Genomic DNA, 24800 nt, shown 5'->3' with positions numbered 1-24800 from the left:
GATCGATGCGAGGCGTCATCCTGCGCGAGACGGGCAAGCCGGTCGAGGTCAGCGACGGGCTGGCCATCCGGCCGCCAGGCCCTGGCGAGGTGCGCGTACGGCTGCGGGCCGCCGGCGTCTGCCACTCCGACCTGTCGATGTGCGAGGGCCGGCTGCCCGCCCGGCTGCCGCTCGTGCCCGGCCACGAGGGCGCGGGCGAGGTGGTCGAGCTCGGTCCCGGCGTGACGGGGCCGCCCGTCGGCAGCCACGTCATCCTGTCGTGGATCCCGCCCTGCGGCGGCTGCGCGTACTGCCTGGGCGGGCAGCCCAACCTGTGCACCTCCGTCAGCCCGCCCGCCGAGCCCACGCTGACCGTCGGCGGCGAGCCCGCGTACGCGGGGCTGGGCGTCGGCTGCTTCGCCGAGGAGACGGTCGTGGACGCCCGCGCCGCCATCCCCATCCCCGACGACGTGCCGTTCGAGGTGGCCGCCGTGGTCGGCTGCGCGGTGCTCACCGGCGTCGGCGCGGTGATCAACACCGCCCGCGTGCGGCCCGGCTCGTCGGTGCTGGTGATCGGCTGCGGTGGCGTCGGCGTCAACGTCATCCAGGGCGCCGCGCTGGCCGCCGCCGCGCCCGTCGTGGCGGTGGACCGCGTACCGGAGAAGCTGGCCGCCGCCCGCGCCTTCGGCGCCACCCACACCCTCACCCCCGACGAGCTGCGGGAGGCCGCCAAGGAGCTGACCGGCGGGCTCGGCTTCGACTACGCCTTCGAGGTCGTGGGCCGCTCCGAGACGATCAGGCAGGCGTACAAGTCCACCAGGCGCGGCGGCACCACCGTCGTCGTCGGAGCGGGCAGCGCCGACGACCCGGTCACGTTCAGCGCCGCCGAGCTGTTCGCCACCGAACGCCGCCTGCTCGGCTGTCTGTACGGCTCCGGCGACGTGCGCACCGACTTCGCCCGCCTGCTGCGGCTGTGGCGGGCCGGACGGCTCGACCTGGAGGGACTGATCAGCAGGCGCATCACGCTCGACGGGGTGGGCGAGGCGTTCGAGGCCATGGGTTCAGGGGACGTGATCCGCTCGCTGGTCACGTTCCCATGACCCGGCCGGGAGAACCGGCCCGGGACGATCCAGGGGTACCGGACGACCCCGATGAGCGCGCGCGGCTCCGCTACGCCTGGCGCGTGCTGTCCGTCGTCGGCCTGGCCAGCATCCTCATCGCGCTCGGCAGCAGCTCGCTGAACGTCGCGCTGCCCGAGGTCGTCCGCCACTTCGACGCGGGCGCCGCCGCGGCGAGCTGGATGCTGCTGTCGTTCATGCTGGCCAACACCGTGCTCATGGTGGTGTTCGGGCGGCTTGCCGACATGTTCGGCCGCCGCGCGATGTACCTGTGGGGCCTGGCCACCTACACCGGCGCGAGCCTCCTGCTCGGCTTCGCCCCTGGCGAGTGGTACGTCGTCGCGCTGCGCGTCTTGCAGGCCGCGGGCGGCGCGATGCTGCTGACCAACAGCGCCGCCCTGCTCACCGACGCCTTCCCGCGCCGCCACCTCGGCCGCGGCATGGGCATCTACATCGCCTCCTTCTCCGTCGCCCAGCTCGTCGGTCCCACGCTCGGCGGCTTCCTGACGCACCGGTTCGGCTGGCAGTGGGTGTTCTGGTACAACGTGCCGCTCGGCGTGCTCTGCCTCGTCTGGGGGGCGATCACGCTGCGCCGCACCGCGTCCCGGACGAGGGAGCGCGGCACCGACGTGCCGGGCAACCTGCTGGTGCTGGTCTCGCTCGGCGGGCTGCTGTTCGGGCTGTCGCAGGCCGCGGACTTCGGCTGGACGGACCCGGTCGTGGTGGGCGGGGTGGTGCTGTTCGTCCTGCTCATGCCGGTGTTCGTGGTGGTCGAGCGGCGCAGCGCGCACCCGGTGGTGGACGTACGGCTCTTCGCCGACCGGGTGTTCGCGCTCGACCTGCTGGCCACGTTGCTCAGCACGGTCGGGCGGATGGCGGTGGTGCTGCTCGTCGCGCTGTTCTACCAGGCCGTGCACGGCGAGAACCCGGTCGCGGCAGGGCTGAAGGTGCTGCCGCTGTCGGTCGCCATGATGATCGCGTCGATGAGCGCCGGCCCGCTGCACGCCTGGCTCGGCGCCCGGGTCGTGGGGCTGCTCGGCAACGTCGTCGGCACCGCGGGGCTGGTGGTGCTGCTCGCGTGCCTGTCGCCGGACGTCGGGTACGCGCCCGTCTGCGCCGGCACGGTGCTGGTCGGAGCCGGCGCCGGGATGTTCCTGCCGGCCACCGCCACCGCGATACTCGACCAGCTTCCCTCCCACCGGATCGGCATCGTCAACGCCATGCGGCTCATGGTGCAGAACACCGGCGTCGTGGTGAGCACCGCGCTCGCCCTCTCCCTGGTCACCGGGCCGCTGCCGGCCGCGCTGCGGCCCGCCGTCTTCGCCGGGACGCTGTCGCGGGTGGCCCCCGAGGGGATCGGGGCGCTGATCACCGGGTATCGGATCACGTTCGGGGTGCTCGCCACCGTGTCCGTGCTGGCGGTGCTGGCCTCGCTCGGCGGGCTGCGCCGCCGCGCCCGCCAGGCCGCCGTACCCGCGGGGGAAGAGCCCGCGCCCGCCGCACCCGGGGGTGCGCCGGCATCGCCAGGGGAGCGGAGATCGTGACGCACGTGCCGCCCGCGATCGAGCCGGCGTCACCGCCCGACACCCAGCGGCCCGTGCCCGCCGGATGGGTGCGGGTGGACTGCCACGTGCACACCGTGGCCTCCGGCGACGCGGTCACCACGCTCGACCTGCTCGCCGAACGGGTGGCCGCGCACCGCATCGACGTCGTGTGCCTGACCGACCACAACCACCTGGCGGGCACGGCCGAGGAGCTGTCGCGGGCCGTCGGGTGCCGGGTCGTGCCGGGCGAGGAGATCCGTACGGGGTGGGGCGAGCTGCTCGGGCTGTTCCTGACCGAGCGGGTGCCGTACGTGCTGCCCGCCCGCGAGGCGATCCGGCGCATCCGCGCCCAAGGCGGGCTGGTGTGCGCGCCGCACCCGTACGATCCGGAGCGCTCCGGCCTCGGCGACCGCCTGGAAGAGCTGTGCCGCGACGGGCTGATCGACGCCGTCGAGGTGTTCAACGCCAAGATCGAGGACCAGGAGCACAACAGGGCCGCGCTACGGGCGGCACGGGCGTACCGGCTGCCCGGCACCGTCGGCTCCGACGCCCACGACCCGGACGGGATCGGCGCCGCGTACATGGAGATGCCCGACTTCGACGGCCCTCGGGCGTTCCTGGAGGCGCTGCACCGGGCCCGCCGCTACGGCGAGTACCGCGCGCACGCGCCCCGTTACCGGTGATTCTTTACCTGCTTTTGACCAAATCGGTCCGGCCACCACGCCTCCCTGTCGGCAATGTCACAACAGTGGCAAAAGGCGGCATTGCGGTCGTTAGGATTCTGCGGGAAGTACGTGAACGTCCGGGGCGGGGGAGATCGGTGAGCGAGCAGACGGAGGCGGCGGCCGCCAACGGGTCCACCGGCCACACCTCAGGGCGCGCGACGGCCTCCGGTGGGAATGGGACCGCCGCCGGCGCGACGGCCTCCGGCAGCGGGACGGCCGCCGGCGGGAGGGCCGCCTCGGCGGATGCGGTCGGCCGGGTCCTCGGCACCCACGCCGCCTCCCCGCTGTCGTTCTGGGTGGGGCTGGAGCCGGGCCGCGTCGTCCAGCTCGACGACGTGGTGGTGACCAGGCGCGACACGCCCGACTACGGTCCGGTGCTGGTCGCGGGCGTGGTGTCGGCCGTCGAGGCGCGCCACGAGGGCGCCGGGTTCGACTCCGACGTCTTCCTCATCGCCGACGGCGCGCTGCCCGCCGCCGTGGTCGAGCGCGCGGAGGTGCGCGTCACCCGGGTCGAGCCGGAGGTCTTCGTGCCGCCGCTGCCCGGCGCCCCCGTCTACCGCGCCGCGAGCGGCGACCGCGACCAGGCGCTCTACTTCGACGTCATGGACCGGCGCGTCCCCATGGGCCTCGGCCGCGACGGCCGGCCGATGTACGTCAATTTCGATTTTCTCGACGGCACTCGCGGCGCGCACGTGTCGATCTCCGGCGTTTCCGGCGTGGCGACAAAGACGTCATTCGCCACATTTCTCCTCTATTCGATATTCAATTCCGGCGTGCTGGGCGCGGAGGCCGCCAACACCAAAGCCCTGATCTTCTCCGTGAAAGGCGAGGACCTGCTCTTCCTCGACCACGCGAATACCCGCCTCGACGCCGCCGCGACCGCCCAGTACGCCCGGCTCGGCCTGCCCGCCGGGCCGTTCGGCAGCGTCCACGTGTTCGCGCCGCCGCGCCCCCGCGACCCCAACGGCGTGCCCGACGTCTCGGCCAGGACCCGCGACGTCAGCGCCTACTACTGGACGCTGGCCGAGTTCTGCGCCGAGGAGCTGCTGCGGTTCGTGTTCACCGACGCCGACGACGAGCGTGCCCAGTACTCGCTGCTCGTCGGCCAGGTCGCGGCGCGGCTGCAGGCGTGGGCCGAGCCCGTGGGGGACAGCGGCGCCGTACGCATCCGCCGCCCCGGCGAGGAGGGCGGCCCCGTCTGCCGCACGTTCGGCGACCTGGTGGACGTGATCGGCGCCCAGCTCGCCGACGAGGGCACCCGCGCCGTCTGGACCGGCGCGCCCACCCCGCTGGGCACCGTCAACGCGTTCCTGCGCCGGCTGCGCGGCGCGGTCAGGGCGCTGTCGCCCATCGTGCGCGGTGATCTGCCCGGCGGCCGGCCGCACGGCATCGGCACGTCCGGCGCCCAGGTCTCCATCGTGGACCTGCACAACCTGCCGGATCGGGCGCAGCGGTTCGTGGTCGGCGTGACGCTGCGCGGCGAGTTCGCCCGCAAGGAGAGCGCGGGCACCGCACGCCCGCTGCTGTTCGTGGTGCTGGACGAGCTCAACAAGTACGCGCCGCGCGAAGGCGAGTCGCCCATCAAGGAGATCCTGCTGGATGTGGCCGAGCGCGGCCGCTCCCTGGGCGTGATCCTCATCGGCGCCCAGCAGACCGCGTCCGAGGTGGAGCGGCGCATCGTGGCCAACTGCTCGGTACGCATCGCGGGCCGACTCGACCCGGCCGAGGCCACCCGCCCCGAGTACGGCTGGCTGCCCGCCACCGCCAGAGACCGCGCCACGATCGCCCGCCCCGGCACGATGTTCGTCACCCAGCCCGAGATCCCCGTGCCGCTCGCCGTCACGTTCCCCTTCCCGGCCTGGGCCACCCGTCCCGCCGAAGCCGCGGCGCGGCCCGCTTCGAGCCCGAAGGCCGCCGCCGATCCGTTCGCCGGGCTGCCGGGCGCCGACGACGACATCCCGCCCTTCTAGGTCAGGGAAAGCGCGCATGAAGATCCTGCACACCGCCGACTGGCACGTCGGCAAGGTACTCAAGGGCCGCCACCGCATCGACGAGCACCGCGCCGTGCTGCGCGACCTGGTGACCATCGCCCGTACGGAGGACGTCGACGCGGTCCTCGTGGCCGGGGACCTCTTCGACACCAGCGCCCCCACGCCCGAGGCGCAGGCGCTGGTGCTCAACGCCCTCATGGCGCTGCACGAGGGCGGGCGCCAGGTGGTGGTGCTGGCCGGCAACCACGACAACCCGCACCTGCTGGAGGTCTACCGGCCGGTGCTCGGCAAGATCGGCGTGCACGTCGTCGGCGCGTTCCGGCGGCCCGACCAGGGCGGCACGCTCGCCTTCACCGCACGTTCCGGCGAGCCCGTGCGCCTCGCCGTGCTGCCGTTCCTGTCGCATCGGTACGTCGTACGCGCCGCGGAGGTGCTGGCCGGCACCCAGGCCGAGCACAACCGCGATTACGCCGCCCGCATCGCCGAGCTGGTCGCCGCGCTCACCGCGGGATTCTCCGCCGACACCGTCAACCTCGTCACCACCCACGGCACGCTGCCCAGCGGCCGGTTCGGCGGCGGCGAGCGGCGGGCTCAGTCGATCTTCTCCTACTACTTCGAGCCCACCGCGTTCCCGCCCGCCACCCAGTACGCCGCGCTCGGCCACCTGCACCGCCGCCAGCAGATCGCCGGTCCCTGTCCCATCTGGTACAGCGGCTCCCCCATCGCCGTCGACTTCGGCGAGGAGGACAACACTCCCGGCGCGCTGCTCGTCACCGTCGAGCCGGGCCGTCCCGCCCAGGTCCGCGAGGTGCCCATCACCTCGGCCCGCGCCCTCGCGACCAGGACGGGCACGCTGGAGGAGCTGGAGGCCATGGCGCCCGGCCTGGCCGAGACGTGGCTGCGGGTCGTCGTCACCGAGCCGCCCAGGCCGGGCCTGGCCGAGGCCGTACGCGAGATCCTGCCCACCGCCCTGGAGGTCACCGTCCACGAGCGGTTCCGCCCCGTACGCGACCCCGGCCGCGCCCCGGCGACAGGACCCGCCCGCAGCCCCCGTGACCTCTTCCGCGACTACCTCGCCGCCTCCGGCCGCCACGACGACCGCGTCGCCGCCCTGTTCGACCGCCTCCACGAGGAGGTGACCGGCTGATGCGCCCGCTGCGGCTGCACCTCGACAACTTCGGCAGCTTCCGCGAGCCCGCCACCGCCGACTTCTCCGGCGTCGAGTACTTCGTCCTGGTCGGCCCCACGGGCGCCGGCAAGAGCACGCTCATCGACGCCATCTGCTTCGCCCTCTACGGCACCGTCCCGCGCTGGGGCAAGGAGAACGTCATCGCCCATGCTCTGGCGCCGTCCGCCGTCGCGGCCAAGGTCGCGCTCGTCTTCGAGAGCGCGGGCCGTCGCTACGCCGTCGTACGGGCGCTCAAGCGCGACGCCAAGGGCAAGGTGCACACCGCCGAGGCCCGCCTCGACGAGCTGGACCCCGCCGTGCCCGGCTCGGCCGAGCTGGAGGAGCTGCTGGCCGCCGTCGTCCGGCCCGTCGCCGAGGGCGCCGCCGTCACCGCCGAGGTGCAGCGCATCACCGGCCTCGAATACCGGTTCTTCACCCAGTGCGTGGTACTGCCGCAGGGCAGGTTCGCCGAGTTCCTGCACGCCCAGCCGCGCGAGCGCCAGGACCTGCTGGTGCAGCTTCTCGACGCCGACGTCTACGAACGCATCCGGCAGCGCGCCGTCCAGGAGGAGGCCGCCGCCGCGCAGGCCGCCGGCTTCGCCAGGGAGCGCCTGGCCAAGCTCACCGACGCCGACGAGCAGGCCGAGCGCGCCGCGTCCGACCGGCTCGCCGCGCTGCGCGACCTCGACGGGAGCATCAGGGCCGACCTCGACGCGCTGCGCGGCCACGACGAGGAGCTGCGCCGCCTCGCCGATGAGCGCGACGCGCTGCGCGACCGGCTGGCCGCGCTGACCGCGCTCGCCCTGCCCGCCGACGTGCCCACGCTCGCCGGGAGCGCCCGCGCCGCCACCGACGAGGTGGCCGCGCTCACCGAGGCCGTGGCCGCCGCCGAGGCCGCCGAGCAGCGCGCCGAGGACGCGGCCGCCGCCTGCGACGACCCGGCCGTGCTGCTGGAACGCCTCCAGGCGCTCGACACGTACGAGCGGCTGCTCGCCGACCTCGGCACCGCCGAGTCCCAGGCCGCCGAGACCCGCGCCGCGCTCGAACCCCTCGCCGCCCGCGCCCGCGACCTGGAGGCCGCACTGGCCGAGGCCGAGCAGGCCCGCGACCGGCTGCGCGACGCCCACGCCGGGGCCGACCTGGCCCGCCGCCTCGTCGTCGGCGAACCGTGCCCCACTTGCCTGCAGACCGTCACCGCCCTGCCGCACCACCCGGCCACGGATGATCTGCGGGCCGCCGAGCAGCGGGTCAAGACCACGCGAAAGGAGGCCGAGCAGGCCCGCCGCCGCCACACCGAAACCGGCACCGAGCTGCGCCACCTCGACCGCACCGTACGCGAACTCGCCGCCCGCGCCGCCGAGCTGCGCGGGAAGCTGGCGGCGGTTCTCGGCGACGCCGCCACCACGAGCGGTGCGGATGATGTCGGCGACGCCGCCACGATCGGCCGGGATGGGAGGCCGCGCACCGATGCCGGAGCGCGGGCGGCGGCCGCCGCCGCGGAGGGGGCCGACCCGCAGCCCTGCGAGCGGGCCGCGTCCCCGGTGCCGCCTTCCGGGGCGGAGGCCATCGACGGGGGGCTCGAAGCCGAGCGGATCGCCAAGTGGCGGGCCGGGCTGGAGGAACGGCTGGCGGCGGGGCGGGCCGCGCGGCAGCGGGCGGCCGAGCTGCGGCGGGCCGCGCGCGAGGCCCGCACCGCACTGAACCGGGCCAGAAGCCGCGCCGACGAGCTGGCACGGAGGACCGAGCGGCTCTGGCGCGACCTGGACGCCGCCCGCGACACCGTGGTCCCGCTCGGCGCGCCGCCGCTCGACCGCGCCGACCTCCACCACGCCTGGACGGCCCTGCTCGCCTGGCGCGACGAGGCGGCCGTACGCGAGCGCGCCGCCCTGGAGGAGCAGGAGGCCCGCATGGCCGGGACCGACCGGCAGGCCCGCGCCCTGTGGACGTCGCTGGTCGCCCGCCTCGCCGAGCACGACGTGACCCCGCCGGAAGGCACCGGGGAGCGGGCCGGACGGGCGGGGCCCGCCGCGCGCCTCGGCGAGGCCGTCAGCGCCGCGATCGCCCAGGCCGAGGCCAGGCTCGCCCAGGTCAAGGAGAACCGCGCCACCGCCCGCGAGCTGGAAGAGCGCGTCAGAGCCGAGGAGGAGCGCGCCCAGGTCGCCAAGGAGCTGGCCCAGTGCCTGCGCGCCGACGCCTTCGAACGCTGGCTGTGCACCGAGGCGCTCGACCTGCTCGTCACCGCCGCCTCCGAGACCCTGCGCGAGCTGTCCGACGGCCAGTACGAGCTGGCGCTCGGCGCGCGGAACGAGATCGAGGTCATCGACCACGCCGAGGCGGGGATGCGGCGCAACGCGCGCACCCTGTCGGGCGGCGAGACGTTCCAGGCCGCGCTCGCGCTGGCACTCGCCCTGTCCGACCAGGTCGCCGGGCTGTCGGCGACCGCCGCGCGCAGCCTCGACTCGCTCTTCCTCGACGAGGGCTTCGGCACCCTCGACCCGGCCACACTCGACACGGTCGCCACCACGCTCGAACGCCTGGCCGCCGGCCGCGACCGCATGGTCGGCGTCGTCACGCACGTGCCCGCGCTGGCCGACCGCATCCCGGTACGCTTCGAGGTCAGCCGCGACGCCAGGGGGTCACACCTGTGCAGGACGACCGCATGACGGCCGGGTTCACCGTCGACGCGTGGGACCCCGCCTACTCGGCGGCGCTCGACGCCGAGGCGCTCGCCGAGCTCGACGCCACCAGCGCCGAGCTGGACCTCGACGTCGAGCTGCCCGCCGCCCGGTGGCGGCCGGTCACCCCCGACCCCGCCACCGCGCCGCCCGGCGTGCTGCTGATCGCCGACGGGGTGCGCCGCATCGACGCCCGGCTGTGGACGTACGCCGACGGCGAGCCCGACGTGCTGCCCGGCATCGCGGCCTCGTGCGCGGCCGGGATCGTCCGCTGCGCCCCCGGGACGGGGGCCGCGCCGGTCGCCGTCGAGGTCAGCCGGTCGCTCTTCAGCGCCTCGCCGCACGCGGCCGACGTCGTCACCTCCTCCGCCGCCTACCGCGCACGCAGGGCCCCCGGCTCCGGCCCCGACGAGCTGACCCTGGCCCTGCAGCGCCACCTCACCGAGCTGGAGGTCGGCCTGGCCGTCCGCTACCGGGCCGAGGCGGGGGAGGAGGACCTGCTGCTGGTGGACGGGCCGCTGCGGGGGCGTACGCACCTGCCGCGCACGGTCGGCTACGTCAAGACCCACCACACCGCCTACCTGCCCGCCCCGCAGGCCGCCACCGTGCCGGCGCTGCTGCCCGGCCAGCGCACCCCGGTCTTCCTCATGGGCACGAGCTGGCGCCGCCACACCTGGTACCTTCGCCTGCCCACGACCTCCGACATGCCGTGGGCGGGGATCGTACGCTGCGAGGCGAGCGCCGACCTGCCGCTCGACGACCTCGTACGGCTGGCCGACTCGCTCACCCGCGCCCTGCCGCCGCTCGCGGGCGTCGACTACAAGGACCCGCGCGCCCCGCAGAACCTCGTGCCCATCGGCGGGCTCGAAAAGCTGCTGCGCCACCGCCTCGGCGACGCCCGCCTCCTCTACCGCGCCCTGCGCGCCGCCGCCCGCCAGACCCGCCCCACCTCTCCCCGCACCCCGGTCCCCACCCGCTGACGGGTCGGGCGAAGGGGAGGAAACGGCGCCGGTTCTGTGCCACGTCGCTCCTCACCCGCTGGGATGCGCGGTGGGGGCGGGGGCCGGCCGGTGCCGTGCGGCCTCGTCATGCGCTTCGCCGGGGCGCGCGGTGAGGCGTGGGGCCGGCTGCTTCCATGCGGCCTCGTCGTGCGCTCGGCCGAGGGCGCGCGGTGGGGGCGTGGGGCCGGCCGCTTCCGCGCGGACCCACCATGCGCTCCGCCGGGGCGCGCGGTGACGCGGCCGGGAAGGGAGGGGCGGGCGGACAGGAACCACAAGGGTTGAGAACGGGACAGAATTGTCGGGTGACCGTCGATGATCACTTTCCGGCCAGCCCCTTCGAGGAGCAGTTGCTGGCGGCCTATCAGGACGGGCAGCAGGCGGCGTGCCTGAGCCTGCTGCGCGAGGCCGACCTGGCGTTGCCGATCACCGCCGCCGCGGCCGCCGGCGCCGAGCGTCCCGCCTGGGCGACCGCCGCCGACGGCGAGCGGACCTGGGTGATGGCCTTCACCTCGGTCGAGGCGATGACACTGGCCACCGGCGGCGCCGCCACGCACTGCCGGGTCGCGTCGATGACCGAGCTGGCCGCCGGCTGGCCCGACCTGCGCTGGGGGCTGGCGATCAACCCGGGGCTGCCGGTGTCCTTCCTGCTCGAATCCGGTACGGTGGCCCGCCTCGCCGTGCCCACCCTGGAGCAGGACCTGCAGATCGCCCCCGGCTCGGGCGTGCCGGTGGTGCAGAAGCTCATCGCGGCCGCCGACATCCCCGACCTGCTCGCCACGTCCGAGCCGCGCGTGTCGGGCTACTGCCACCACGCGCTCGACGTCTCGCACATCGCCACCCCCGCCGTGCTGGCCGCCGCACTGAACCAGACCGACATGCTCACCGAGACGGGTTCGCTGAACATGCTGCGCTGGCGTCCCGTCGGCCTCGACCTCTACCGCACGCCGTACGGAGGCACCGACGAGGAGGGGCGGCAGGCCGTGGCGGGCTGGGTCGTGGAGGAGCCGCCGTTCTTCGGCATGGGCCTGGTCCCCAGCGTCGACAACGTCATCCGCGAGTACAAGGTGTACGGCGTGGGCCTGCCGCACGGCGCGGAGATCTGGGAGCTCACCCAGGCCGGCACCGAGTACCGCCGCGCCTTCTACCACGGCGACCTGCGCCGCTGGCTCCTGGTGGGGAGGCGATCATGACGTCGTGGCACGGCTACCGTGCGCGCTGGAACGGCGAAGAATATCCGGTCAGCCCCGAGCCGCACGCGCTGGAGCTCTGGGTACGGCTGCGCAGCGAGACGCCGCGCGACGGCTTCGAGGAGGTCGAGCCGGACTGCCACGTCCGCACGGTCCCGGTGCAGGAGTGCGAGTCGCTGCACTTCGTGACCGTCGTGTGCCGGTGGCGCGACGAGCCCTTCCAGGTGCACGACGAGCGGGACGGGCGGCTGTTGCTCGAATACCTCGGCGGGTCCGCGCTCAAGGCCCGTGACCTGGGACTCGATCGGGTGGAACGCGGCGTGTGGCGGGCCTGGGTGCCGCGCGCGGAGGTGACGGACATGCGGGAGGAGGCGGTGCCCCTCACTTCGAGGTTTCTGAACGTTTAGGTTAAGCCCTTGTTTCCTGGTGTTAATGTGACGGAAACTGACCTCTCAGGCACATGTGGCGTCACATGGTGCAAACGTAGCGAGGGGGTTATGGGGGCTTCCGAACAGCCGGATGTGGCCGCGATGCGGGCATACGCCGACGAGCTGCGTGAGACGTTCACGCGCCTGCAGGAGCAAGGGCTGGAGCTGCACGCCAAGGCCAAGGCCGTGCAGGTCACCGAGACCTCCAGCGACGGCCTGGTCTCCGTCACCGTCGGCCCGCGCGGCGACCTGATCCGCCTCGACCTCGACCCCCGCATCTACCGCCGCCCCGACGCCAGGGCGCTCGCCGACACGATCGCCGCGACCGCGCGCAAGGCCGCCGAGGCCGCCCAGCAGCGGGTCATGGAGATCTTCGAGCCGGTGATCCCGGCCGAGCAGTTCAAGGCGCACCTCGAGGGCGACGTGGAGGCCGCGATGGCCCAGCTCGTCGACGGCATCGGAGGTGACCGGTGATCGAGGACTGGTCGGGCGCGTACGTCTCCAAGACCGTCGTGAACCGCGGCATGTCGGCCTGGTCCACGACCGCCGAAGAGGTCGGCAGGACCCTGCCCAAGCTCGCCGACGACGTGGAGTCGTACCTGAGCACCGCGCCGTGGGGCGGCGGAGCCGAGGGCCAGGCGTTCTACAAGGCCCACTGCGGCGACGGCGGGCCCATCGAGATGGTCCGCCAGGCCAAGCGGCTGGCCGAGCAGATCGTGGACGCCGGCGACCGGCTGCGCGCCGCGATCGACAACACGTTGCAGACGGACGCCGACATCCGGCACGACCTCACCCGCATGGCGCGGGAAGTCTGAGACGGGGTTCATGGCGTACTCGGGCGACCACAACTCCAACATCCAGACCCCCGGCGGACAGTCCGTCCAGAAGCAGATCGTCCAGATCGACAGCGACGTCCGGCCCGTCTGGGAGACCGAAGCGCTGCCGGACTGGGTGAACTACTGGCTGATTCCGATGTTGTCGGCCGGTCAGAAGTGGCCGGAGGCCAGCGAGGCCGGGCTGTCGGAGCTCGCACGCCGGTACGCGGCGCTGTCGGACGGCGCGATCTCCTCCGCCGAGCCCGCTGGTTCGGCGGTGCGGACGATCGTCACGGGATGGGCGGCGCCCGCGACCGCGAAGTTCGTGGGCCGGGCGCGTGAGCTGTACAGCAAAGAGAGCGGCATCACCGGCGTCAGCCACAACGCGCACGCGTACGCGGTGCAGGCCAGCAACTTCGCGGTGCAGACGCAGTACTCGAAGCTGACGATCAACGTGGCCTTCTGGGTGACGGTGATCGCCATCGCGATCACGCTGTTGGTGGCGTTCTTCACCGCGGGCGTCTCAACGCCGTTGATCGGTCCGTACGCGGCTGGTGCACGCGCGGCCATCAGCCGGATCCTGGTCAAGCTGGTGGGCGCCGCCGGGCAGAAGGTCGGTGCGGCCCGCCTGGCGCAGGTGGCGGCGTTGAGCGGCCCCACCGGGCGGGCGTTGCTGCTGCGGGTGCTGGCCTCGCCGATCGGCAGGGAGCTCGTCGAAGAGATGGGCGAGGAGTTCTTCATCGAGTTCGTCGCCCAATACCTTCAGAGGCTGAAGGGCACCCGGGAGGACTTCGACTGGCGGGAGATCGCCATGGTCACGGCGAGCGGCGGTGGCGGCGGAATCACCGGGACGGTGGTCGGAGGGCCGATCTCGCGGGTCACCCAGGTGGTGCCGGGGTTCGCCGGGCGGGCGCTGACGACGGGTGCGACCAATGTGATCGCCTCACCGGTCGGCAGCTTCATGGGCAACGCGCTGGTGTACGGGGAGCTACAGAATCCGTTCACCGCCGAGTCCATGGTGGGCGCGTTCATGGGTGGCGTGGGGCGTACCGGGACGATCAGCCCGTTCAACCCGGACGTGGCCCTGGCGCTGGCGCATCCGACGACCACGCTGGCCTCCGCCTACGACGCCGCCGCACGGACCGACGCCGCCCGCGCCGCCGCCTGGGCGGGCGGAGGCAGCCCGTCCGCTGACCCCTCCGGGACCGCTGTCGCGCCGACCGGCCCCGGCGGCAACCAGCCCGCCACGGCCGGCGGCATGCGTACGTCCGAGCCGGTCACCATCCCCGCGCAGCGTACGGCGAGCACGGCCGGCACGATGTCGTCGGCCGGTTCGTCGTCCGGCTCGGCGTCCCGCCCGAGCGTCGGCGTCCCCGACGCCGACGCTTCGCAGCGTCGCCGCACCCCGGAACAGCAGGTCACCCCGGCCCCCGACCGGAATCAGGAGCCGAACCAGGACGACGCCCCCGAGGCGACCCCGGAGCGGCAGCCCGCACGCACCACCCCGGACACCGCACCCCGGCTCGCCGCGGACGCCCAGCCTTCCGCGAGCGTCACCTCCGACACGCGTCCTGACGCCCGCACGCCGCACACGAACGCGACGCCGGAGTCGGAGCCGGCCACCGCACCGGAGCCGCGCACGGCCTCGTCGCCGCAGTCCGGCTCGGCTTCCGCGCAGCAGCCGGCCGCCGGGCAGGCGCCGGGCGCGCCGGCCGCCGCCACGCTCGGCGACCCGGCCACCGTCAGCAGCCCGACCGGCACCCCGGCGGGCACCACGGCGGGCATCACGGCAGGGGACACGACCAGCGCGAACACGGCGGTGACGACGAGCGAGCCGTCCGCCGCACGCGCCGATGGCCGGCCGCAGCCGGCCGCTGGGCAGCAGCAGACCACCGCGCAGAGCCCGGCGAACGAGGGCGCGGCCCAGCCTGTGGTGGCGGCCGGCGCGCCGACCGGCCCGTCCACCGGCCGGACGGGCAGCGACGCGGCTCAGCCGGCCACGCCGCCTGCCGACCGCAGCGACGCGACCCAGCAGCCCGGCACAACCGCCCAGCCCGTCGTAACGGGCCGGCCTGGTACGTCCGGTCAGCCCGACACGGGCGGCCGGGCAGCGGCCGCCCAGGCGGCCGATCAGGCGAGCAACCAGGCAGCGGACGCGGACCACGAGGCCGACAGGACGGCCGCCGACCAGGGCGGCCGGACGAAGGCGGCGTCCAAGGCCGGGGCGCCGACGAGGGCGCGGGCGGCGCTGGTGGAAGCGCTCGAGACCACGTTCCCCGGCGCCGTGATCGGCCCAGACGGCGAGGTGATCGTCCCGAAGCCGGACGGCGGATTCCGCGTCCTGCCGAACGACACGATGAAGCGCCTGCGCCGCACGCTCGACGACGTCGCGGGCAACGTGGACAGCCACCCGGAGCTGGTGGTGGAGGCGTCCGCGCTGCTGGTGCTCGCCGCGTCCAGCGACTCGCTGTCCTCGGACGTCACCCGCGTCACCCCGCCGGAGACGCACACCAGCATCCCGGGAACGGTCACCTCGCAACCGATCGCCGGCACCGCGTACGTCACGGACAGCGGCCGCGACACCGACGTCACCCTTGACGAGATCAAGCAGGCGGCCCAGGCCCTCGACCCCAGGCACTTCGTGCACGGCGCCCAGGAGGTGCGGGGCCTGTCCTGGGACGGCGACGCCCTGACGGTGACCACGGGGAGCGGCGTCCAGCACTTCACGTTCACCGTCGGCGAGCCCGGCCAGCGCGAGATGGCGCGGACCAGGGTGCGCGCGGGCACCGCCGAGGACCCGCACGTGGTGACGTTCGCCCCGCGCGTCGCCACCGACCAGCTCACCAGGGTGTGGCTGCACGAGATCACCGACACGTTCCAGCGGCAGGCGGCCGGCCAGGGACGCAGGGGCATCCTGCGCCGCATGCTGCCGGGCCGCCCGGCGCGGGAGGTCAGGGACGAGTGCGTGACCGCCCGCCGGAACGAGCGGGTGCTGCTGATCGAGCAGTGGGAGAACGCCCCCACGATGCCGGAGAAGCGGCAGAAGGCGATCGACATCGACGGCCTGGACGCCGAGCTGCGCGCCCGGGGCGCGGAGGTGCCGCCGCCGCCGTGGGCGGTGGGGCCGGACGACGTGCGTACCGGCTTCGACATCCCCAGACCGTCCGAGGACGTCGATGAGCTGCGCCGGGCGGCCGAGCAGCTCTCGACGGTCGAGAAGGCCCTGCGCCATCTGCTGAAGGCCCACGTGGCGATCGCGCAGGAGGCCGCGAAAGACGCCGAGGAGGCCGAGAAGAAGGCCGAGACCGCCGGCCGGGACAAGGACAGCGGTGCCGACATCCGCGCCACGACGGCCGCCGAGGACGCCCGCGCGGGGCGGGACAAGCAGGCGCGGAACGAGCGGATCGCCGCCGTGTACGCGAACGCGGTGAACGCGTCGATCGCGGCGAGGGTGGCGTACGAGCGGTACGCGCGGCTGCTCGCCGCGCCGCCCGGCAGCCTCGGGCCTTCGCATCCGGGCCAGCCCACCATGGCCGACCTCATCAGGCAGGCCCGTCGGGAGGCGGAGAAGGCGTACGCGCGGTACGAGCAGGTGCTGGGGCGGAGCAGGCCGGACCCGCTGTCGCTGCCCGAGGCGATGCCCACCGGCCGGCTCGCGCACCTCGACGAGCTCACCGACCAGGTCAACGCGCTGCTGGAGCGGAAGAAGGTCGCCAAGCGGTTCACGCCGAACGAGCTGGAAGGGCTCATCCGCGCCGACTGGCACAAGGCGGTGGCGGGCGACGGCCTGGTGCTGCCGATCAACTTCAGCGGCAGGGCGATCGAGCTGCGGATCAAGCTCAGGCTGTCGGACCTCGTGGAGGTGGACAGCCCCGCCATGCGGGCGTCCCAGGTGACGGTCGGCCTGTTCTACCAGACGGGACAGTCCTACACCGCCACCGAGGCGGGCAGCTTCGGCGTCAACGTGGACTTCAACACGGCGAAGGCGGCGGAGTACCTGATTCCGGGCAGCTGGGGCGCCGCCCTCTTGGAGGTGGCGGGCATCTCCGTCGGCGGCCGCTTCGGTCGCAACTGGTCGGCCTCCGGCGGGGGCAGCATGTTCGAGCAGGGCGGTTCGGTCGCGGACAACCGCACCGAGTCGCTGCTGTACGACGCCGTCGCCGAGTGGACGATCGAGGAGCGCTCCGGCAAGAACGCTACGTGGAGCGCGCCCATCCGGGTCAGCGAGGGCAGCCGCGGCGACTCCCGCACCCAGCGCTTCTGGGTGTGGCACTCGTACGCCGACGCCGGCACGGCCTCCCAGCAGACCATCGACCCGCAGCTGCGCAACCCGAAGCCGCCGAACCAGGAGGTCATCAGCATGACCGGCCTGGAGGAGGCGTTCGACGCGCTCGCCGAGCAGCTCGGCGGCGAGTTCGCCCAGGTCGGCACCCCCGCCCGCCAGAACCTGCGCAAGTTCGTCGTCCGCGAGCTGCAGACGCGCTTCCGCCAGACCCTGGACTCCGGCCTGTCGGTCGATCTGGTGGTGCCGGGCGACACCGACTTCAAGATCACCGCCCACAGCGAGATCGTCGAAGAAGAGACCCGCATGGTCGGTGGGTGGACGCGCGACGCGCTCGAGGAGGAGGTGCTCACCGAGACCGCCACCTCCACCACCAAGGCCGAGACCGGCGACTCGTTCGAGGGCAAGGTATCCGCGGGATTCCCCAAGGCGGAGATCGAGGATCTCGACGTCACCGGGCCGCTGAGCGACTACCGGCCCGACTCCATCGGGCCCAGCGCCAACACCAGCAGGCCGGTGTCGCAGTCGTCGTCGTCCACGGCGAACGAGGTCGCCGTCCATCCGCAGGTGGACAAGCGCAGCGGCCCCTCGCAGGCCTACCGCAAGGTGGCCAAGGTGACGTTCACCATCGAACGGAAGAACAAGCCGCCGCGGACGCTGGAGCCGTTCCAGACGGAGCTGCTGGTGCGCCAGCAGGTGCTCGACGCCTTCCACGCCGGCGACCCCGTGCCGGTCGAGCTGTTCGTCACGGAGAACGGCCGCATCAAGATCGGCGACGACGGGCTCGCCGTGCTCAAGGACTCCAAGGGAGCCGAGCCCATCCCGGGCCGCGAGATGCGGCTGCCGGAATGGCTCGGCGCCGGGGATGGACGGCTGCGCGGCGCAGGCCCCACCGACGTGCGCGAGGTCCACGGGCTCGACGGGCTCGTGGACGAGGTACTCGCCGAGCTGTCCGGCACCGGGCTGGTGGGCGAGGAGGTGGACGGCAAGCGCGTCTACAGCAAGAACCCGCTCGTCCGCGCCGCCCAGCGGATGAACGAGAGCGACATCAGGCTTCACCTGGAGGAGAGCCCGGTCCGCAGCGCGTTCGACCAGCTCGCCCAGGGCGGCGTCATGGTCCCGCTGCAGAAGCACGGCTTCAACCGGGCTCTCGGCCTGGACGCGCTGTACATCGTCGTCCGGCAGGACCCGGACGACACCGGCACCGGCACCGGCCAGGTCACCAAGGTGCGCACCCACCTCGACATCGCCAGCGACACCGCCGGGCGGGGCGTGAGCCGGTCGGTGGCGGGGACGCTCGGCGGCTCGGCGTCCAAGACCGACGGCCCGGAGGAGGGGCAGGACGGGATCTCGCACAAGGCGGGACCGAACGTCGGCGGCGACCGCTCGTACTCGGCCGCGACCAACGTGACCAGCATGGTCAACAAGGTCGGCATGACCGAGGACGGCAAGAACAAGCCGACCGCCGTCGTCGAGACCAGGGCGACGATCGAGGTCCACCAGATCCACGGGGCCACGATGGCGCCCCTGATCGAGCCGCGCCCCATCACGGCGGTCCTGATGGTGCCCGGCGACATGCTGCCCCGCGAGGGCGGGCCGCGCTTCTCCGGCTCGATGGGCAAGCCGAGCAAGCGGCTCATGCGGCTCTCCACGCTGGAGCACTTCGACGTCGGCCCAGAACTGAGCGACATCGACCAGGTCCGCCGCCTGCTGCCGAAGGCGCTGAGAAAGCGGGTCGCGCCGCTGATCCAGCTCTGGCCGATGCTGAGCCGCCACCATCTCGCCGGCCACATCTTCGAGGGCCCGATCTCCAACGATCTCGTGCTCGATCCGCAGGGGCCGAAGCCCACGCGGGCCAAGGTGGACGTGCGCGCGGAGCTCGGCGAGGCGGAGTTCGTCGACATCGCCGACCCGGTGTCCGGCCGCATCATGCTCGCCCTGCGCAGCGTCGGCATCTCCTGGAACGGGGCCAAGAACTTCCTGCTCAGCCTGGTGAACAGCGTCGGCGACTCGGACGACAACGGTGCCAGCAGCGACACCGGCAGCGCCTCGCTGCCCTCGCGCAACCGCACCAGGATGCTGCTGACCGCGCTCGTCGCCATCTTCGGCACCGAGTTCCTCGGCATCGCGACCGGCCGGAAGTACCGCTTCAAGGTCCCGGTCGACGTCGTCACGACCGTCAGCACCAGCAAGGTCGGCCTGGTCGGAGACGAATCCCGCACCCAGCGGGGCGACACGCTGCGCAGCCACGGCAACGGGGTGTTCGTCGTCCCCGAGCACGACGCGCTGCGGATGTTCGCCGAGGGAGAGCTGAAGCTGCCGGTGGCCGTCGTGGCCGACGCGGTCGACCGCTTCATCAACGGCCACATGGACCTGCACCGCACGGTCGCCGTACCGCTGATCACCCGCTACATCCAGGCCAGGAGGGAGGCGGTCGAGCGGGGCGAGGACATCGGGCTCGGTAAGCGGCACTATCCGTCCGACCTGCTCCAAGCGCTCAAGAAGGTCGCCGACCTCGAGCCCGCCGTCGCCCCGGCGGCCGAGGCCACCCGTCACGACCCCGGCAAGGGCTTCATCCACCTCGCGGACGCGCTGAGCAAGGCCCAGGAGGTCAACGACCGGCTCAAGGAGGTCGTCCTCGCGCCCCAGTACGCCGCCGGCATGAGCTCCAGCGTGCCGACGTCGTTCACCGTGACGAACAGGCAGGGCGACGAGGTCAACCTCATGGACGAGGCGCTCAGCCTCATCGAGGAGGCCGTGCCGGGCGCCAACGCCGCCACCCCGAACCTGGCCAGGCAGGTCAGGGTGGACCTCAACGACACCCGCTCCGAGATCCACCTCGACGAGATGATGTCGCGGCGCGGGTTCGAGCGCGAGTACGAGGTGCAGTCGAGCACCCCCAACGCGGCCCCGCAGGTCGTCACCGTCCGCGCCAAGCTCAGGCCCAAGGGCGACCCGAGCCGGGCCCGGATGGTGAGCCAGACCGCTGAGAAGGGCAACATCATCCAGCGCTACCGCGGAGGTGAGCTCGCGCACACGGAGTCGCACTCCGTCGCGCTGTCCGCCGGCGTCGACTACAACGCAGCCGAGGAGGGCGGCGAAAGCAAGGCCGGCGCGTCCACCAAGCGCAGCCGCTCCTTCTCCAACACCAAGATCAACAACGTCATGCGGCTGCTGCGGATCGCGAGGTTCGTCGGCGTGACCACGGTCGCCCAGGACATGGAGCTCGTCCTCGAGGTCGAGACCCGCCCCGCCCGCGTGCGGCGCATCCCGTTCGAGCGGCGCATGCCGGGCACCGCCGCCAGGATCCGCAAGACCGTGCACGCGGTGGGGCGCAAGGGCGAGCCGCCGCAGCGCACGTACGACGTGGTGCTCGAACGCGACGTGCCCAGCGACATGGTGCGCCCCGTCGCCGAGGACCCGGGTCCGGTCCGCGCCGTGACCGACCCGCGCTCGGTCGAGCTGGAGCCGGGCTTCTTCCCCGACACCCTGACCGAGGACCCGGACAGGCCCACGCTCTACGACGCCGTCATCCGCCAGCTCACGAAGATGGTCGGCGACGCCGCGGTCAGAGAGCGCTTGGGAGCGCTGTCGGCCTGGCTGTCGCACTCCGGCCTGATCACCGGCCTGGAACAGATCTCGGGACGCGACGGCGCCGTGGTGCCGCACGTCGCCGAGGCCAAGCTCCGCAACCAGGGCGTGGACGTCTCGATCAAGACCCGCATGTCGGACCTCACGGTGGTGGCCGGGCCGTTCGACGGCGAGAAGGGCGAGGTGGACAGGCGGGCCGAGGCGCAGAACGTCTCCGTCGGCCGCAGCCAGGTCACGCCCGTGGGCGTGAACGGCGGCCAGAGCATCGGCGCCCTCGGCGTGAGCGTCGGCACCAGCGCGGGCGCCCAGGCGTCGCAGAGCGTCAACGTCCACCAGGGCGCGCGCAGCGAGCGCAGCATGTTCGAAAGCGGCAAGCTCTACACCGTCCAGGTGCGGGTGGACTACGACCTGACGTTCGAGCGGGTCAAGCTGCGGCGCGATGGCGACGTCCGGTCCGCGCGCGAGGCCGTCCATCTGCCCGGCGCGAGCGGCGGCACCGCCATGGTCACGATGTCCGGCGAGGAGCTGAACGAGCTGCACGCCAGGATGCAGGCGGGCATCCGCATCGCGGCGCCGCTCGACGGGCTGCCGACGTTCAGGTTCACGCCGGAGCCCGGCCGCGAAGGGCTCATCCAGGTCCTTCAGGACGCCCGCGTGGCCGCCCGCGACCGCGGCGCGGTGGCCCGCGTCCGCGTGCAGGAGCCCGACGGCCTCCACCACTACCTGGCCGCTCCCGACGGCACCGTGCGCAGCGACGACTCCGGGCGGAACAGCCACCGCGACGCCGGGTTCGCCGAGGCGTTCTCCACGCTGCCGCCCCACATTCTGGACGCGGCCGACCAGCAGAACCTGGACCTGCGCGAGGTGTTCCTAAACTCGCCGGTGTCCGGCACGTTCACCGACCAGGTCTCGGCCGCGCTGGCCGAGCGCGGCGCCCTGCCCAGGCCGCCGGAACCGGTCTGGAAGATCGTCCAGGTCGAGGAGTCGGAGCCGCCGCCCGGCGCCAGCACCTTCCAGGGCACGCTCCCGTCCAGCGCGCACGAGGAGGCGCTGCCTGACAGCCCGCTGGGCGCCTCGGCGCGTCCCGAAGGCGAACCGGACCTCACCGTCGCCGAGATCCGCAGCCGGCACGTGGCCGCCACCGACTTCGGCGGGGCCGTCGCCGACGTGCGCTGGACCGGTGAGGACCGCCTCGTCGTCCGGCTGCCCGGGGCCGCCGACCAGCACGTCCGCGTGGTGGCCGCGAACCCCGGCGACGGATTCATCGGGCGCACCGACTTCCGCGCCGGCACCGCGGAGGACCCGCACATCACTTTCGTCGCTCCACGGGTGCACCCGGACATGGTGTCCACGGTGCTGGTCCACGAGATCTCGCACATCGCCCAGGAACGCGCCGCGCAGGCGGCCGGGGCGCCCCAGGGGACGATCAGGGAGTCGCTGTCGCCCCGGAAGGAAGGCGCGGACCACTGCCTGGTGCCCCGGCTCAACGAGCACGCCCACCTGTCGCGCAGGTGGAGCGCGACCGCCGACCCGCAGCTCAGGGAGACGCTCGCGGCCGCCATCAACGCCGTCGCCACGGACATCCGCAAACGCGGCCACACCCCGCCGCCCCCGCCCTGGCCCACCCACCCGCCGTCCGGCCCTCCGGCTGCGGAGGGTGTGCCCGGCGTGCGGGTCAGCGACGAGGACGCGGCGGCCGCCGCCCGCCTACGCGCCCTCATCGACGCGCTCCACAACGCGCAGCCGGCCGAGCCCTCCCTGGCCGCCGCCCTGACCGGCAGCGCCACGGCATCGGGGCCGTCACTCGCCGACGCCTTGCACGGCAGCGCCACGGCGTCGGGGCCGTCACTCGCCGACGCTTTGCACGGCCGTCCCGCTGCTCCGCACTCCTTGGCCGACGTCGTGAACGGTGGCGCGTCAGCTCCGGGCTCGCTCGCCGGCGCCTCGAACGGCACTGCCCCTGCCACCGGATCCCTGGCCGATGCGCTCAGTGGGCGGCCCGCCGCGCGCCGGTCGCTCGGCGCGGTGTTCGGTGGCGGGCGGTCCGGTGCCGCCGAGGCGGCAGCCGCGATCCGTGCCGAAGCCGAGAGAGCGGGCCTGGCACCGGGGCAGCCGGGTGCGACCGCTAAGCTCGTGGCCCTGGCCAGGGCGGGCGAGCTGGCCCCCGAGCACGTGGCGGCGCTGCGCGGCGCGCCTGAGCTGCCGGAGCTGGCCGCGGCCAACGCGGTCAGCAGGGCCGCCGCGCTCATGGGCGCGAAGGCCCGCGTGCTGGGGCCCGGCTTGATCGACGTCCAGCTCCCCGGCCGGCCGCCCCTGGCCGTCGAGATCCGCCCGCCCGCCCCGGCCATCCCCGCCCAGCCGACAGCCGCCGCGAACGGCGCCGCCCACCACAACGGCGAGGCTTCGCCGAACGGCGTGGGGCAGGCGAACGGCACTGCCCATGGGACTGGCATGGCCCGAACCCTTGGCAAGGCCCAGGACACCGGTGTCGGACAGGACATCGGCATGGGGGCGGCCGGTGTGGCGGGCTCGTCCGGCTCGGCGAGCGCGGGCGGGGCCGTGGAACCGACGGGCGGTGGTGTGGTGACGTACCAGGTGGACGGGCTGCAGCCGGTCGGCGCGAACGAGCGGGCCGCCGCGGCCGTCACCGCCGGAGCCATCGCGGCGGCGATGGGCCTGCCTGCCGCACCGTACCGGCACGTCGCGGCGCTGGTCGAGGCCGCCCGCCAGGTGCGGGCCGCGACGGTGCCGCAGCGACGGGCCCGGCTCGGCGTGCTGTACGACCTGGCCGCCACCGCCCCGATGCACCTGGTGCCCGCTCCGGTAGCCGCCGAGCTGACCAAGCTGCTCGACGGTCCACGGCCCGGCGGCCGCGACGACCGCTTGGAGCGGGCGCGCACGTACCTGGAGCGCGGGCGCAAGCTCTCCGCCGGCGTCGGCAGGCTGCCGGACGAGGAGTGCCACTGCCCGAAAGCCGGTCCGTGCCACTGCGGCCGCCGCAAGCAGCGCGACACCGACCGCCACGTGATGCGGGTATGAGCGGGCCGTCTCGTGGCGCGTGCGCGGGCGGGTCGTCTGGTGGCGCGGGGGTGACCCGGCCGTCGTGCGACGCGCGCGTGGGCGGGCCGTCTCGTGGCGTGGGCACGAGCCGGTCGTCTCGTTGGGCGGGCATGATAGGAGAACGGCGAGGAGAGGACGGTTATGGCCTTCGCGGTGGCGCGGACAAGGGATGAGGCGCATCTCTACCTCGACCTGCACCCGTGCGAGTGCGGCTCGGTCGAGACGACCTGGGAGAACGGCCTGGTCGCCGTCGACGAGGGGCTCGCCAACCGCTACTGGGGCACCTGCGACGACTGCGGCAGGCAGCGCGAATACCTGTTCGGCCTGCCGGAGCGGCCGGTGATGCCGTCGGGCTACCCGACGTTCGGGGGCGAGGAGCCGTCGCAGCTGCTCGACGCGGGGGAGTGGCTGTGGGTGGCGGACCTGTCGGCGGGCAATGTGCCGGCGGACGACGCGGCCGAGGCCCACCGTACGCTGTCGATCGCCACGGCCGCCGTCGAGGAGGTCGTGAAGTTCATCCCGCCGGGCGCCGACGAGGTGCCCGATGACGCGTTCTGGTCGCAGCGGGGACGCGAGATGCGGGCGGCCGAACCCGGCAGGTTCCAGCTCGACCGGCTGCTGATCGTCCGCGACTCCTACCGCGATCTGGCGGCCAGGCATGCTTGACGGCGCCACGGCGCGCTCGCTGGTCGAGGCGCACATCTACCTCGATCTGACGGTCTCCGGCGGGTCGGCGGAGGCGTCGGTGATCGAGGTGCCCGACGGGTGGCTGGTGCGGGCGGGCGGCGTGGAGGTGCCGGTCTCGTACGAGGGCGAGCACGCGGCCAGACGGTCGGGCGCCACGTTCGGCACCGGCGCATCCGAGCTGCTGGACGCCGGCCAGTGGGTGCTGATCGGCGCCACGTACGCGAGCCGGGCCCTGGAGGGCCAGCTCGACTACGTGGCGGGCGCGCCCGACGCCGAGCGGTTCCGCGCCGTGGAGACCGACTGGATCTACGCGGCCGATGCGGTGGCCGAGGCGTTGAAGTTCCTGCCTGAGGGCGCCGCCGAGCTGCCGCCCGAGGCGTTCTGGACCGAGATGGGCAGGTCCGCGCGCGAGGCCGACCCGGGCCGCTTCACCAGGGCCAAGCTGGAGAGCGACCACGCGTTCTTCCGCCAGAGCCTCGGCGACTTCCGCCGCATCGCCGGCCCCGCCGCCGGCGACCGCTGACCGGCGCGGCGAGGCTCCCGCGAGCG

At 73.8% G+C, this 24800-nt stretch carries 14 protein-coding genes; all 14 read left to right on the top strand.

Annotation, left to right across the window (positions count from 1 at the left end; genetic code table 11):
- Window positions 1–5: 5 nt before the first annotated feature.
- The 14 genes from AB0K67_RS03910 (at window position 6) to AB0K67_RS03845 (ending at window position 24774) form a co-directional block, all read left to right on the top strand.
- Complete coding sequence (locus AB0K67_RS03910) at window positions 6–1079, top strand: Zn-dependent alcohol dehydrogenase (protein WP_364052397.1); 1074 nt, start codon at window positions 6–8, stop codon at window positions 1077–1079.
- A gap of 83 nt (window positions 1080–1162) precedes the next feature.
- Entirely contained in the window at window positions 1163–2641 is a 1479-nt protein-coding gene (locus AB0K67_RS03905) for an MFS transporter (RefSeq protein ID WP_364052394.1), read from the top strand.
- The gene (locus AB0K67_RS03900; protein WP_364052391.1) at window positions 2638–3324 is read left to right on the top strand and encodes a CehA/McbA family metallohydrolase; all 687 of its coding nucleotides are present in this window, start codon (window positions 2638–2640) and stop codon (window positions 3322–3324) included. Before AB0K67_RS03905 ends, AB0K67_RS03900 begins: the two co-directional genes overlap by 4 nt.
- Before the next feature lie 137 nt (window positions 3325–3461).
- Window positions 3462–5336 (top strand): ATP-binding protein, encoded by a 1875-nt coding sequence (locus AB0K67_RS03895; RefSeq protein ID WP_364052388.1) that lies wholly within the window; start codon window positions 3462–3464, stop codon window positions 5334–5336.
- Window positions 5337–5352: 16 nt separating this feature from the next.
- On the top strand, window positions 5353–6504 hold the full coding sequence (locus AB0K67_RS03890) for an exonuclease SbcCD subunit D (RefSeq protein WP_364052385.1): 1152 nt from the start codon (window positions 5353–5355) through the stop codon (window positions 6502–6504).
- Window positions 6504–9188: an SMC family ATPase gene (locus AB0K67_RS03885; protein WP_364052382.1), complete on the top strand. Its 2685-nt coding sequence runs from the start codon at window positions 6504–6506 to the stop codon at window positions 9186–9188. Before AB0K67_RS03890 ends, AB0K67_RS03885 begins: the two co-directional genes overlap by 1 nt.
- The gene (locus AB0K67_RS03880) at window positions 9185–10180 is read left to right on the top strand and encodes a hypothetical protein (protein WP_364052379.1); all 996 of its coding nucleotides are present in this window, start codon (window positions 9185–9187) and stop codon (window positions 10178–10180) included. Before AB0K67_RS03885 ends, AB0K67_RS03880 begins: the two co-directional genes overlap by 4 nt.
- Window positions 10181–10503: 323 nt before the next feature.
- On the top strand, window positions 10504–11391 hold the full coding sequence (locus AB0K67_RS03875) for an SseB family protein (RefSeq protein ID WP_364052376.1): 888 nt from the start codon (window positions 10504–10506) through the stop codon (window positions 11389–11391).
- Entirely contained in the window at window positions 11388–11795 is a 408-nt protein-coding gene (locus AB0K67_RS03870; RefSeq protein WP_364052373.1) for a hypothetical protein, read from the top strand. The genes AB0K67_RS03875 and AB0K67_RS03870 overlap by 4 nt, the downstream gene beginning before the upstream one ends.
- 123 nt (window positions 11796–11918) lie before the next feature.
- Window positions 11919–12290 carry a YbaB/EbfC family nucleoid-associated protein gene (locus AB0K67_RS03865; RefSeq protein WP_364052370.1) on the top strand — a complete coding sequence of 124 codons (372 nt, stop codon included), beginning with the start codon at window positions 11919–11921 and terminating at the stop codon, window positions 12288–12290.
- Entirely contained in the window at window positions 12287–12631 is a 345-nt protein-coding gene (locus tag AB0K67_RS03860) for a hypothetical protein (RefSeq protein ID WP_364052367.1), read from the top strand. The genes AB0K67_RS03865 and AB0K67_RS03860 overlap by 4 nt, the downstream gene beginning before the upstream one ends.
- Before the next feature lie 10 nt (window positions 12632–12641).
- Window positions 12642–23543 (top strand): hypothetical protein, encoded by a 10902-nt coding sequence (locus AB0K67_RS03855; protein ID WP_364052364.1) that lies wholly within the window; start codon window positions 12642–12644, stop codon window positions 23541–23543.
- Window positions 23544–23705: 162 nt separating this feature from the next.
- Window positions 23706–24230 carry a hypothetical protein gene (locus AB0K67_RS03850; protein WP_364052361.1) on the top strand — a complete coding sequence of 175 codons (525 nt, stop codon included), beginning with the start codon at window positions 23706–23708 and terminating at the stop codon, window positions 24228–24230.
- Window positions 24223–24774, top strand: a complete 552-nt coding sequence (locus tag AB0K67_RS03845; protein ID WP_364052358.1) for a hypothetical protein — start codon at window positions 24223–24225, stop codon at window positions 24772–24774. The genes AB0K67_RS03850 and AB0K67_RS03845 overlap by 8 nt, the downstream gene beginning before the upstream one ends.
- Window positions 24775–24800 lie beyond the last annotated feature (26 nt).

It is taken from the genome of Nonomuraea sp. NPDC052634 (genome assembly GCF_040678535.1).
GTDB lineage: Bacteria > Actinomycetota > Actinomycetes > Streptosporangiales > Streptosporangiaceae > Nonomuraea > Nonomuraea fastidiosa.
Note: the sequence above shows the minus strand (reverse complement) of the source record. Positions and strands in the feature narration are given on the sequence as shown.

Coding starts and splice junctions, on each gene's coding strand:
- AB0K67_RS03910 (WP_364052397.1), top strand. CDS start 6: ATGCGAGGCGTCATCCTGCGCGAGACGGGCAAGCCGGTCGAGGTCAGC.
- AB0K67_RS03890 (WP_364052385.1), top strand. CDS start 5,353: ATGAAGATCCTGCACACCGCCGACTGGCACGTCGGCAAGGTACTCAAG.
- AB0K67_RS03885 (WP_364052382.1), top strand. CDS start 6,504: ATGCGCCCGCTGCGGCTGCACCTCGACAACTTCGGCAGCTTCCGCGAG.
- AB0K67_RS03880 (WP_364052379.1), top strand. CDS start 9,185: ATGACGGCCGGGTTCACCGTCGACGCGTGGGACCCCGCCTACTCGGCG.
- AB0K67_RS03870 (WP_364052373.1), top strand. CDS start 11,388: ATGACGTCGTGGCACGGCTACCGTGCGCGCTGGAACGGCGAAGAATAT.
- AB0K67_RS03865 (WP_364052370.1), top strand. CDS start 11,919: ATGCGGGCATACGCCGACGAGCTGCGTGAGACGTTCACGCGCCTGCAG.
- AB0K67_RS03855 (WP_364052364.1), top strand. CDS start 12,642: ATGGCGTACTCGGGCGACCACAACTCCAACATCCAGACCCCCGGCGGA.
- AB0K67_RS03850 (WP_364052361.1), top strand. CDS start 23,706: ATGGCCTTCGCGGTGGCGCGGACAAGGGATGAGGCGCATCTCTACCTC.
- AB0K67_RS03845 (WP_364052358.1), top strand. CDS start 24,223: ATGCTTGACGGCGCCACGGCGCGCTCGCTGGTCGAGGCGCACATCTAC.